11 protein-coding genes and 1 pseudogene are annotated in these 11,482 nt (G+C 55.0%); 5 read left to right on the plus strand and 7 right to left on the minus strand.

All coding sequences use genetic code 11. The annotated features are described in order from the left end of the window. The 3 genes from dapC to Q0362_RS01220 form a co-directional block, all read right to left on the minus strand. A partial coding sequence (dapC, locus tag Q0362_RS01210; RefSeq protein WP_298118928.1) for a succinyldiaminopimelate transaminase occupies positions 1–1,061 on the minus strand: 1,061 nt, incomplete at its 3' end. Positions 1,062–1,066: 5 nt separating this feature from the next. Continuing rightward, a complete protein-coding gene (fdxA, locus tag Q0362_RS01215) occupies positions 1,067–1,384 on the minus strand; it encodes a ferredoxin (RefSeq protein ID WP_298118930.1) in 318 nt (105 codons plus the stop codon). Between the two features lie 40 nt (positions 1,385–1,424). Further along, the gene (locus Q0362_RS01220; protein ID WP_298118932.1) at positions 1,425–1,847 is read right to left on the minus strand and encodes a hypothetical protein; all 423 of its coding nucleotides are present in this window, start codon (positions 1,845–1,847) and stop codon (positions 1,425–1,427) included. 156 nt (positions 1,848–2,003) lie between these two features. Here Q0362_RS01220 and efeU point away from each other — a divergent pair, with 156 nt between their 5' ends. Next, on the plus strand, positions 2,004–2,819 hold the full coding sequence (efeU, locus tag Q0362_RS01225) for an iron uptake transporter permease EfeU (RefSeq protein WP_298118934.1): 816 nt from the start codon (positions 2,004–2,006) through the stop codon (positions 2,817–2,819). 39 nt (positions 2,820–2,858) lie between these two features. On the opposite strand, the gene typA is transcribed toward efeU, so the two are convergent. Beyond that, positions 2,859–4,766, minus strand: a complete 1,908-nt coding sequence (gene typA / locus Q0362_RS01230) for a translational GTPase TypA (RefSeq protein WP_298118935.1) — start codon at positions 4,764–4,766, stop codon at positions 2,859–2,861. Between the two features lie 175 nt (positions 4,767–4,941). On the opposite strand from typA, the gene Q0362_RS01235 reads away from it, so the two are divergent. The 4 genes from Q0362_RS01235 to Q0362_RS01250 are packed head-to-tail and all read left to right on the plus strand — an operon-like array spanning position 4,942 to position 9,240. After that, the gene (locus tag Q0362_RS01235; protein ID WP_298118936.1) at positions 4,942–7,188 is read left to right on the plus strand and encodes a DUF11 domain-containing protein; all 2,247 of its coding nucleotides are present in this window, start codon (positions 4,942–4,944) and stop codon (positions 7,186–7,188) included. Between the two features lie 15 nt (positions 7,189–7,203). Then, positions 7,204–7,980: a CPBP family intramembrane glutamic endopeptidase gene (locus Q0362_RS01240; RefSeq protein WP_298118937.1), complete on the plus strand. Its 777-nt coding sequence runs from the start codon at positions 7,204–7,206 to the stop codon at positions 7,978–7,980. Positions 7,981–8,026: 46 nt separating this feature from the next. Beyond that, positions 8,027–8,584, plus strand: a complete 558-nt coding sequence (locus tag Q0362_RS01245) for a hypothetical protein (RefSeq protein ID WP_298118939.1) — start codon at positions 8,027–8,029, stop codon at positions 8,582–8,584. 53 nt (positions 8,585–8,637) lie between these two features. After that, complete coding sequence (locus Q0362_RS01250) at positions 8,638–9,240, plus strand: TetR/AcrR family transcriptional regulator (RefSeq protein ID WP_298118941.1); 603 nt, start codon at positions 8,638–8,640, stop codon at positions 9,238–9,240. On the opposite strand, the gene Q0362_RS01255 is transcribed toward Q0362_RS01250, so the two are convergent. The 3 genes and pseudogenes from Q0362_RS01255 to Q0362_RS01265 all read right to left on the minus strand — a co-directional run. Beyond that, positions 9,237–9,782: a cysteine hydrolase family protein gene (locus tag Q0362_RS01255; protein WP_298118943.1), complete on the minus strand. Its 546-nt coding sequence runs from the start codon at positions 9,780–9,782 to the stop codon at positions 9,237–9,239. The genes Q0362_RS01250 and Q0362_RS01255 overlap by 4 nt on opposite strands. A 65-nt stretch (positions 9,783–9,847) precedes the next feature. Then, positions 9,848–10,639: a bacteriorhodopsin-like gene (locus Q0362_RS01260; RefSeq protein ID WP_298118945.1), complete on the minus strand. Its 792-nt coding sequence runs from the start codon at positions 10,637–10,639 to the stop codon at positions 9,848–9,850. Between the two features lie 179 nt (positions 10,640–10,818). Continuing rightward, positions 10,819–11,482 (minus strand): annotated as a pseudogene (locus Q0362_RS01265) (glycine dehydrogenase (aminomethyl-transferring)); the annotation flags it as partial.

The following is an 11,482-nucleotide window of genomic DNA, read 5'->3' on the forward strand; positions in this document are numbered from 1 at the left end:
TCTGTTTCTGTCAATGACAGGCGTACGTGGTTGGGATAGAAATCTCCATAGAAAACACCTGGGCCAGCAATGATTCCTAGGCCCGCCAGCTTGTCAATGGACGCCCATGCGTCAACACCTTCAGTGACCCAGAGATAGAGCCCGGCCTCACTGTGGTCGAGACGGTAACCAGCAGAGTTCAGTGCAGGAATGAGGAGTTCACGGCGAGAGCGGTAGAGCTCTTTCTGGGCTGCGACGTGGGCGTCATCAGCCAGAGCTGCAACCATGGCGGCCTGGACGGGACCTGGCTGCATCATGCCGGCATGCTTACGAATGTTGGTCAGCTGGGCTATCAGCGCAGGATCTCCGGCAACAAACGCAGCACGGTAACCAGCCAGGTTGGACTGCTTACTCAACGAGTACGCAGTGAGGATGCCGGCGAGGTCTCCCCCGGTTACTTCAGGATCGAGCAGTGAAGGGATAGGTTCACTTTCCCAGCGACCCGACCAGCCGAGCTCTGCATAACACTCGTCTCCAACGATGAAAGCTCCGAGTTCACGTGCTCGGTCTACGCGAGCTTTCAGTTCTGCCTTATCCAGCACACGCCCGTCAGGGTTGCCTGGGCTGTTGAGCCAAACAAGCCTGGTGTTCTCTGGCCATTCGGCAGGATCATCAGATGGGAACGGGATGGCCTCGGCCATCCGTGCCCCGATGTCGTAGGTGGGGTAGGCAGCCGTGGGATGAACCACGACATCTCCTGGGCCCAGGCGCAGCATGAAGGGAAGCCATGCCACGAATTCTTTGGACCCAATGGTGGGCAGGACGTTCTCCACACCAAGCCCTGTCACACCGCGGCGACGAGCAAACCATTCCACAATGGCCTCGCGCAGCGCAGGGGTGCCGATGGTGGTGGGATAGGCGTGTGAATCAGTGGCCAAAGCCAACGCATCACGAATGACGGTAGGTGTGGGATCTACGGGAGACCCAATAGAAAGATCAATAGCGCCACCGGGGTGAGCTTTCGCCTTCGCCACATAGGGCGCCATCGAATCCCACGGGTATTCAGGCAGCTCAGTGAGCATGAAACTTAAGCCTGGGGAGGAAGAACTGAGACAACGGCGTGGTCACCCTTGATGACGCCCACCTTGGCTGCGCCACCGGGAGAACCAATTTCCTGGAAGAACTCCACGTTGGCCTTGTAGTAGTCAGCCCACTGTTCAGGAAGGTCATCTTCGTAGTAGATGGCTTCAACAGGGCAGACAGGTTCACATGCACCACAGTCGACGCACTCGTCCGGGTGGATGTAGAGCATACGGTCGCCTTCGTAGATGCAATCCACGGGGCATTCGTCAATGCAGGCACGGTCCTTGACGTCTACACATGGCAGGGCGATGACGTAGGTCAACTTGGTACTCCTTCAAGGAACGGGCTTTACTCACACAAGTTTATGCGGTTACGGCAGTGCCTTTGTCCGCGCCACGGCTTCGCTGTGGCAAGCGAGGCCAGGCCACCACAATGGTGGCAATCAGCGTGGGCGCTATTGCCCAGATGGTGCCCCACAGGTTGTTGGGCACAAGGACAGATCCTCCTGTGCTTTCTAAGCTCAGCAGGAACACCATAACCACGAGTCCTAGTGCTGCAACGAGAACAATAAGACGGTCTTGCACAACGATGCGCAGGCCCACTAGAAAGCCGGTCACCACGATCAGTCCAAGAATCAAACCCCAGGGCACGTCAATACCGGCGATGGTGGAAACACTTTGATGCGCCACCGTGGTCACAGACCCCACAAACAAACCCAAGGCAAAGCCTCCTGCGCTCAGGAGCAGGCGGGTTGATGCGGGGCGACGTGGGGCAGTTTCTGACATTCCTTCAGTGTATCTAGCTAAATATCGTTCGTATCCGTATGATTATTTCCACTGAGCGAATCCCCGCAGATTGACGAGGTTAGGTAATCCTTACTAAGGTAAACCTAAGTTAGGCAACCCTAACCAACAATCCCCCACGAAAGAATTGTGCACTTCATGCTTGCTAACCTGCTCATCGGTCTCCGCGAAGGTCTCGAAGCTGCACTGATTATCGGGATTCTCGCTGCGTACTTGATCAAGATTGATCGCCGTGATGCGCTCCCCAAGATGTGGTTGGGCGTGGGACTCGCCGCCTTGATTTCCACCATCGTGGGCATCATGCTTGGCACTGGTGTTGCTCAGCTTGAAGGCGCCCCCGAAGAAATTCTTGCAGGTGCTTTATCCTTCCTGGCAGTTGCCCTGGTCACCTGGATGGTGTTCTGGATGGCCAAGACGGCCCGCAACCTCAAAGGTCACCTGGAGTCCGATATCGATAAGAACCTTGCCGGAAACGGCTGGGGGCTCATGTTTGTGGCTTTCCTTGCTGTTGGCCGTGAAGGTATTGAAACCGCTCTGTTCATTTGGGCAGCTGCCACCGCAACAGGTGAGAAGGTTTTGCCCACCATTGGCGCTGTCGTCGGTCTGGGTATTGCAGCACTTCTGGGATGGCTGATCTTCAAGGGAATGGTTCGCTTGAACCTCTCCAAGTTCTTCACCTGGTCAGGCGCATTCCTGATCATCGTGGCCGCAGGTGTCCTCAGCTATGGCATCCACGAATGGCAAGAGGCAGGGCTCATCCCCGGCGATGCTGACAAGGCTTTCAACGTCTCAGGTGTCATCCCCTCAGATAGCTGGTACGGCGTCATCCTGCGCGGAACTATCGGCTTCACTCCCGAGATGTCTTGGTTACAGGTTGCAGGCTGGATCGGCTTTGCAGCCATCGTCTTGACACTGTTCCTTCGCCAGATGAAAGCGAAAACCCCCGCCAGGTAAGGCGAGGGTTTTCGTACGAGTTCTTTTCGAGAACGAGTATTACTCGTTCTGCTTCTTCAAGCGGCTGGTCGTGCGTGCACGAGCGTTGGAGTCCAGCTCCACCTTGCGAATACGCACGAACTCAGGGGTAACCTCAACACACTCGTCCTCACGAGCAAACTCGAGGCACTCTTCCAGGGTGAGCTTGCGTGACGGGGTCATGCGCTCGAAGCTGTCAGAAGTGGACTGACGCATGTTGGTCAGCTGCTTCTCCTTAGTGATGTTGACGTCCATGTCATCAGCGCGTGAGTTCTCGCCGACAACCATGCCTTCATACACTTCCTGAGTTGGCTCAACGAAGAAGCTCATACGCTCCTGCAGGGCAACCATGGCGAATGGAGTGGCAACACCAGCGCGGTCGGCAACAATCGAACCGTTCACACGGGTCACGATGGAGCCAGCCCATGCTTCATAGCCGTGAGAGACAGCGTTCGCGATACCAGCACCACGAGTGATGGTCATGAACTCGGTGCGGAAACCAATCAGACCACGTGAAGGAACGATGAATTCCATACGAACCCAGCCGGTGCCGTGGTTAGTCATGGACTCCATACGGCCCTTGCGAGCTGCCAGAAGCTGAGTAACAGCACCGAGGTATTCCTCAGGAGCGTCAATGGTCAGGTGCTCGAAAGGCTCGTGCAACTTGCCATCAACCTTCTTGGTCACAACCTGTGGCTTACCCACGGTGAGCTCGAAGCCTTCGCGACGCATGTTCTCAACCAGGATGGCCAGAGCAAGTTCACCACGGCCCTGGATTTCCCAGGCGTCGGGGCGACCAATGTCAACCAGCTTGATGGAGACGTTACCGACGAGCTCGCGGTCCAGACGGTCCTTGACCATACGAGCGGTGAGCTTGTGGCCCTTGACCTTGCCGATGATGGGCGAGGTGTTGGTACCAATGGTCATCGAGATCGCAGGGTCGTCCACGGTGATGGTGGGCAAGGGGCGAACATCGTTGGGGTCAGCAATGGTTTCACCAATGGTGATGTCTTCAATACCGGCAATAGCGACGATGTCACCGGGGCCTGCAGTGTCGGTGGGGAAACGCTCAAGAGCCTTGGTGATGAGAAGTTCGGTGATCTTGACGTTAGAAACAGTTCCATCGTTCTTGACCCAGGCAACCTGCTGGCCCTTCTTGATGTTTCCGTTGAAGATACGAAGCAAAGCGAGACGACCCAAGAATGGCGATGCATCCAGGTTGGTTACGTGAGCCTGTAGAGGGTGTGCATCATCGTACGAGGGAGCTGGTACGTGCTTGAGGATTGCCTCAAACAGTGGCTCGAGGTCGTCGTTGTCAGGCAACGAGCCGTTCTCAGGCTTGTTGTGGCTGGCAGCGCCGGCGCGGCCAGATGCATACACAACAGGAACGTCGAGCACGAGGTCCAAGTCAAGGTCAGGCACGTCATCTGCCATGTCTGAAGCAAGGCCGAGAAGAAGGTCCTGGCTTTCTCCGACAACCTCGTCGATGCGAGCATCGGGACGGTCGGTCTTGTTGACCAGAAGAATAACGGGAAGCTTTGCTTCCAGTGCCTTACGCAGAACGAAGCGGGTCTGAGGCAGAGGACCTTCAGATGCGTCAACGAGGAGAACAACGCCGTCAACCATGGACAGACCGCGCTCAACCTCGCCACCGAAGTCTGCGTGGCCAGGGGTGTCAATTACGTTGATGATGATGGGGCCGTCAGTGGCGTGCTTGCCCTCGTAAGAAACAGAAGTGTTCTTCGCGAGGATGGTGATGCCCTTTTCGCGTTCGAGGTCGTTGGAGTCCATCATGCGGTCTTCGCCAGCAAAGTGGGCGTCGAACGAGTTGGTCTGCTTGAGCATCGCGTCAACAAGCGTGGTCTTACCGTGGTCAACGTGGGCAACGATTGCGACGTTGCGACGGTCTGAGCGGAGGGCGTGCGCCATGAAAAATCCTCTCGATGACCGAACATGGTCATCGTTGGTTAGAAGTGATTGCCCGACAAAATAAAACCAGCGGCACCACAGGTGTGCAATGCCGGGTAAATCGAGCATTTCAAGCATACCGCAGGCCCTGTGGATTATTGGTTGAAGGACTATCTCCCGGTGGAATAATGGGCAAATGCGCCGTTTACTCTTTTTGCTCGTTGCTGCCTGCCTGATCGCAAGTGGTTTGACACTGATCGCAGACACAACACAGGGCACTACGGCGACTGCAGCGACCTCTTGTCCCCCTCCAGCGTCACAGCTGGAGAATGAGAGCTTTGAAGCCCCAGTGTTGACCACCAACACCTACCAGCAGCTCAAAGACTGGGATGTTCCTGGTTGGACCACCACTGCATCTGATCAACTGATTGAAATCTGGAAATCCGGCTTCAACGGCGTTCCTGCAGCAGCCGGCTTACAGTTTGCTGAAATTAATGCCACCCAGGTTTCGACTTTGTACCAAGAGATTGCAACAACCCCTGGCCAAACACTGACCTGGAGTTTGTCCCACCGCGGCCGCCAAGGCGTGGACACGATGCACGTTGAGATTGGAAATCAAGCAGGAGCGGTTAACTACGTTTCTGGAACAATCAGCGACGGAAATACTGCATGGGGTCGCTGGACTGGCACCTACACCGTGCCTGCAGGGCAATACATCACCCAATTCGCCTTTGTTGCAGACACCACTCACGGTGGAAACAAGAGCATTGGTAACTTCCTGGACGATATCTCCTTCGGAACACCCGCGTGTGTGACGGCAACCAAGTCTGTGTACCCTGCGGGGCCAGCGAATGTTGGAGACACCCTCACCTATGTCGTCGCCGTCACTAACCAAGGTGGTGCCGCTACAGAAGATGTGACCATCACTGATGCCATCCCCACCAACACCACATACGTTGCCGGTTCTGCCACTCCAACTGGCACACTCTCCGGCTCAACCCTAACCATGCAACCAGTAGGTGTGAGCGGTGTCCCTGGTGTCATTGAAGCTGGGGCTACGGCCTACGTTTCCTTCCAGGTCAAAGTGGGTTCTGCTGCGTCAAACAGCACCCTGCATAACACTGCAACTGTGGATGCCGATAACGGAATTAGTGTTGACACGTTCAGCACTAACGACGCTCCAACAACGGTTGCAGCAGCAGCTGATGTGCAATTGACGAAAAAATTTGCCGCAGGAACTGTTACCTCAGCCGGCACAGTCCAAATGACCTTTGAGGTAAAAAACCTCGGCCCCAGCAACGCAACCGAAGTTGTGCTCTCCGACGTGATCCCCGCGTCACTCACACTCCCCGGAAGCCTGCCTACGGGTTGCACCTCTGCTGTTTCTTCCGGAAACACAGTCCTCACGTGTGTCGCAGGCAACCTCACTGTGAACCAAACGGTGACCTTCACAATGACCATGACGGCAGCAACTACTTCTTCTCAAATCGAAGTATTCAACTCGGCCCGAATTAGCTCAGAGAGCTTCGACCCCAACCCCATCAATGACTTTTCAACGGCACCCATTTCAATCCGCCCTGACAACAGTGGTGCGTTGAAGATCACCAAGATAGCTGCACCTCCGGCAACTTCTGGTGGTTCGATTGCAGGCTGGCTCGTCACAGTTCACAATGCGGGAAGCGTGGCAACCAACAGCGCGGTTACGCTGGCTGATCCTGGAGTTGCTGGTTTCACAGCAACGAATGTCACCATCACTGCCGCAGATAACAACAACCTGACCGGTGAACCCACTCCCACGTGCACACTGGGAGCAACCCCACTGTGTACATTCCCCTCAGGAATGAATGGTGGAAACAGTTACGTTGTCGTCATCAGTGGAACGTTGAATGCAAATGTTGCAACGGGAACCCAGGTAGTAAACACAGCGACCCTGAGCAATGGTGAAACGGCAAATGCAAGTATCACAGCGAACAATGTGGCAGATGTCGTGGTTCTGAAAAACCTGACAACCTCACCTGAAGCTGGTGCTCCTTTGGGCTACCAGGTCACTGTGACTAATGCCGGCCCCAGTGTTGCCGTGAACACCGTCATTACCGACACCCTTCCGCAGGGAACAAGCTTGGTTCAAACACCTTCAGGCTGCACAGTCAGCGGACAAACACTGACTTGTCAGCTGGGAGATATGGCCTCGGGTTCGAATCAAACTTTGTTCTACCAAGTAAGCATCCCCAACGTGGGTGGCACTTTTACCAACCACGTGATTGCCACTTCTTCCACGCCATTCTTGGATTCAACAACTCCCGAGGACTCGGTCACCGTAACCATCCCCGGATTGGCTGACACCGGAAGCCCGCAAGCCAGTGCACTGCCCCTGGGCATTGCACTCACCGCCAGCGGTGTGGTTCTAACTTTCCTAGCTCTCCGACGACGTCGCGTGGCGTAGTTCATTCAACTCACTATGGAGAACTGGACCCAGAAACAACAGCGTGCGCGCACGTGGCTTGAGATTGCCATTGTGCTGGGGCTCTCTTTGGGCTCTTCAGCGGTGTACTCGATTGTGTCGCTGGCGCGAAAGCTTCTCTCCCCCGAGGCTCTCAACGCCCAAAAGGCTGTGATCAACCAACCCTTGGCTTCGCAACCCGTTTTTGATTTGGTTTACCAATTACTCGGGATCTTCTTCGGGTTAGTGCCCGTCATTCTGGTTCTTTGGCTATTGGCCAAGCCAGGCAAGAGTGCCTTCACCCAGCTGGGCTTTGACTTCACCGAACCCGGCAAGGACGTGCTTCGCGGCTTTGGGCTCGCTGCTCTCATTGGAATCCCTGGTTTAGGTCTCTATCTGGTGGGCAACGCCTTAGGGATTACCGTCACGATTGTTCCTACCGCGCTGGATACTTACTGGTGGACCGTGCCCGTGCTTGTGCTGGCGGCATTGCGTGCAGCGCTTGTGGAAGAACTCATTGTGGTGGGCTATTTGTTCACCCGCCTGCGCGAGTTCGGCTGGAAAACCTGGCAGATCATCCTCACCTCAGCAACCTTGCGAGGGAGTTATCACCTCTATCAAGGCTTTGGCCCCTTCGTGGGGAACTTTGTCATGGGCGTTGTCTTTGGGCTGGCCTACCAGCGTTGGGGTCGCACGATGCCACTAGTCATTGCGCACTGGATCTTGGACATTGTTTCCTTCACCGGCTATGCCGCCGTCAAAGCACTTGCTCCAGGATTCCTTCCAGGCACCTAGGTCATTCACAGCAATCGCATAAGAATCTCTCGGTAGGGTTGTAGCTATGTCTAAGCGCTTTATTGGTGCGACCTTGGTCGCCCTCCTGATCACGGCAGTGCTTTCTGCCTGCAGTATCACTGATAACAAAAACCTCTCTGGCATTGCTGCCAGAAATGCAGCGACCGCTGTCGTAGAGAACTCAGTGAAGAAGTTTGACGCTGAAGGCGGCACAGAAACCCTCTCTGTTGCAGACAAAGAATTTGTTCTGATCTATGACCCCAGTGCACCCAAGGGCAAGCAGGTCGTCACCTCCAACTTGGCCGACAAGACAACTCCTACTTTCGATGATGAGAAGTCCATTTCCATCATTGCCTTGCAGAAGTTATTGAGCTCAGAAACTTTTGCTGACGCTGAGTTCAAACTCAGTGACAACATCTTCAAAATCGAGGGAAATAACTTCACCATCGAGCTTCACACCAAGGACGACCTGGTGATGACCTCCGTGATTTCTGGCCAGGCAACAGGCATCAATGTCCCCCAGATTGTGGTGAGTTCCTACGGACTCAGCGATGAAGCAAAGAAGCTTTTTGCTTCTGCAGTTGAGCCCGCTCCAGCCCAGTAACGTATACCTAAAGTCCAATCAGCGCGGGGTATTTATCGCAATAGAATTGGGCTATGCCCAAATCTTCACACCCCACCCGCGATCGCCTCATCGCCACCATGGTGGAACTGTTAGATGGCTCGGATCCAGAACACATCACCGCAGATCAGGTACTGACGGCCTCTGGTGTTTCTAAGGGTTCGCTGTATCACCACTTCGAAGACTTTGAAAATCTCCTCGAAGCAGCATTGATTGCTCGCTTTGGAGTGAACGTAGATGCCACCATTGACGCACTTGCTCAATTGCTGGGAACGGTGAAATCGCGTGAGGAGTTGCTGGTTGCGCTCAGAGGGATCAATACCTTCAATCAAGCTCAAGAGCGCGCGAGTTTCCGTCTCGAACGTGCTCGCGCAGCTGGCCTGACGTACAGCAGCCCCCGCTTCCACACCGCTTTGGGCGCAGAACAACAGCGTCTGACCGATGCGTTCACCGACTTGTTCATCGAAGCTCAGAACAAGGGTTGGATGTCAGAGAACGTGGATGCTCGAGCAGCCGCTGTCTTCGTTCAGGCCTACACCGTGGGCCGTGTTGTCGACGACATTGCCCCCGACAAGGTAGACCCAGCAGCCTGGATCGACCTCGTCATGAACGTGGTCGACAAGGCCATTCTGAACTAGTTCGACAGAACCTCTGCGGTTGATCGAACCGTAGCAAATTCTCCGTGCAAATTTGCTGCCGTGGTGCGGGCAATCTGATCAGCAGGAATGATGTTCCCGTCCATGTCTTTCTTATCAAAAGTTGCTGTGGCATCGAGAACAAAGGTGACGTCGTAACCCAAGTTGCCGCCCATGCGAGCTGTCGTTTCGCAGCAGAAGTTCGTCATGATGCCACACACCGTGATGGCGTTAATGTCTTCCTTCTTCAGCCAAGCGTCTAAATCAGGGGTGCCATAAAAGGCCGAGTTCACGGTCTTGGTGATGAAGAGATCATGCGGACCCTCGATGCCCGTCTTGAGGTCATTGCCTGATTGCCCAGGGGCAAGCGGAGAACCTTGCTTCTTGGAATCGTGACGGACAAGAACGACAGGTTGACCTGCGGAACGCCATGATTCGAGCAGTGCATTCACGTTCTCTTCACACGCAGGGTTATTACGGGGACCATTTCGGGGATCGTCAAAACCTTGCTGCATATCAACCACGATGAGGGCATTCTTCGTCATGGTTCTCAGCCTAAGAGAAAAGGCAGGCCCCCGATAGGGGACCTGCCTTTTCTGTAATCAGATGTTTAGTCGCGGAACTCAGTCTTTGCGAACTCTGCATCGTCCTCAGCGGACTTCATGCGAGCGATCGAGAAGATGAGCAGACCGAACAGACACTTCGCCAGGATGTCGGCGATGGTGTAACCAACTTCGCGGGCTACGAACTGGTCAGCGTTGAAGCCATCACTGTTCATCGCAAGGATGAAGGTGATGGGGTAAACGCCCCAGGTCGCAATGAGCAAGATGCGAAGAAGTTTGATCTTCTTACGGACGGGCTCAGACTGGCGAACCAGACTCTTACCCAACTCAACGAACAGGATGTACATGATGTACAGGAATGGGATGGTGGAGAGCAGACCCCAGACCGAAGGAGCGATGCCCCAGAGGTCGAGCTTTGCATCGCCGGGGTATCCCAGAACGATCATCAGTGCTGCTGCTGGAACAAGACGCTTGAGCAGCGAACCCTGAAGCTGACGAGTCAGCGCCAGGACGGCAACGGTCTCAACAAGTAGCAATGGAACAGTGAGCAGCCAGTCAACGTAGCGGTAACCCACGTTGTAGACAGCAGCGTTGTTCATCGCGCCATCAAGGCTTGAGAATGCGTGGTTGAAGGAGTCAAACATTCTGAAGTAGTGATAGGCGGCGATGCCGGTCACGGTTGCAGAAATGAGGACTGCGAGGCGATAGCGCGGGAGTACACGATCCCTGGCGAGAACCAAGAAGAACGTGGTGAAGAGCATGCTTGCCACACCAAGTGACAGCATGTTGAAGACGATGTTGAACTGAGTATCAGTCAACAACTCGGACAGATTGTTCATTGTGGTGCCTTTCCATTAGTCGATAGATCTAATGGCGGCGGAAAGCCTATAGTCCACACCCCCACAGCGGGGCTTGGCGTCACCATATTGGCAGTACAACTTCATGGTACAGCGATATATCGTTAAAAACTCATCGTGTCGCACAAAGAATTGAGCCCCTCTTCAAGAGGGGCTCAATGCTAGTTTTCGAACGCTTCAGGCGGTGGGCAGGAGCACACCAGATTACGGTCACCGTAGGCATTATCGATACGACGAACCGGAGCCCAGTACTTGCTGCGCACGCGCATGGTGCGGGTAGCAGCATCCAAGCCTTCAGCGAAGGGGTAGACGGCCTTCTCGCGCGAGTAAGGGTGGTTCCACTCCCCCGCGATGGATGCTGCAGTGTGAGGAGCGTTGTGCAGAGGGTTGTCCTCTGCAGGCCACTCGCCAGCCAGCACAGCGTCTGCTTCAGCCTTGATGGTGATCATGGCATTGATGAAACGCTCAATCTCATCGAGGTCTTCAGACTCAGTGGGTTCAATCATGAGCGTGCCCGCAACGGGGAAGCTCATGGTGGGAGCGTGGAAACCGAAGTCCACCAGACGCTTCGCCACATCATCCACACTCACACCGGTGAGGTCAGTGAGGGGACGCAAGTCCAGGATGCACTCGTGTGCAACGAGGCCGTTGTCTCCGGTGTAGAGGGTGGGGTAGTACTCAGCCAGACGCTTAGAGATGTAGTTCGCTGCGAGAACAGCAGAGGCTGTTGCGTCACGAATACCCTGCTCACCCATCATGCGGACATAGGCCCACGAGATAGGAAGAATGCTGGGCGAACCGTAGGGGGCAGCAGAGATCTGAGCG

Origin of the sequence: uncultured Aurantimicrobium sp. (assembly GCF_936931525.1) — a bacterium.
Taxonomy (GTDB): domain Bacteria; phylum Actinomycetota; class Actinomycetes; order Actinomycetales; family Microbacteriaceae; genus Aurantimicrobium.

What these genes read in the sequence shown, in the direction of transcription:
- Q0362_RS01220 (WP_298118932.1), bottom strand. Translation starts at nt 1,847, where the DNA reads ATGTCAGAAACTGCCCCACGTCGCCCCGCATCAACCCGCCTGCTCCTG.
- efeU (WP_298118934.1), top strand. Translation starts at nt 2,004, where the DNA reads ATGCTTGCTAACCTGCTCATCGGTCTCCGCGAAGGTCTCGAAGCTGCA.
- typA (WP_298118935.1), bottom strand. Translation starts at nt 4,766, where the DNA reads ATGGCGCACGCCCTCCGCTCAGACCGTCGCAACGTCGCAATCGTTGCC.
- Q0362_RS01235 (WP_298118936.1), top strand. Translation starts at nt 4,942, where the DNA reads ATGCGCCGTTTACTCTTTTTGCTCGTTGCTGCCTGCCTGATCGCAAGT.
- Q0362_RS01240 (WP_298118937.1), top strand. Translation starts at nt 7,204, where the DNA reads ATGGAGAACTGGACCCAGAAACAACAGCGTGCGCGCACGTGGCTTGAG.
- Q0362_RS01245 (WP_298118939.1), top strand. Translation starts at nt 8,027, where the DNA reads ATGTCTAAGCGCTTTATTGGTGCGACCTTGGTCGCCCTCCTGATCACG.
- Q0362_RS01250 (WP_298118941.1), top strand. Translation starts at nt 8,638, where the DNA reads ATGCCCAAATCTTCACACCCCACCCGCGATCGCCTCATCGCCACCATG.
- Q0362_RS01255 (WP_298118943.1), bottom strand. Translation starts at nt 9,782, where the DNA reads ATGACGAAGAATGCCCTCATCGTGGTTGATATGCAGCAAGGTTTTGAC.
- Q0362_RS01260 (WP_298118945.1), bottom strand. Translation starts at nt 10,639, where the DNA reads ATGAACAATCTGTCCGAGTTGTTGACTGATACTCAGTTCAACATCGTC.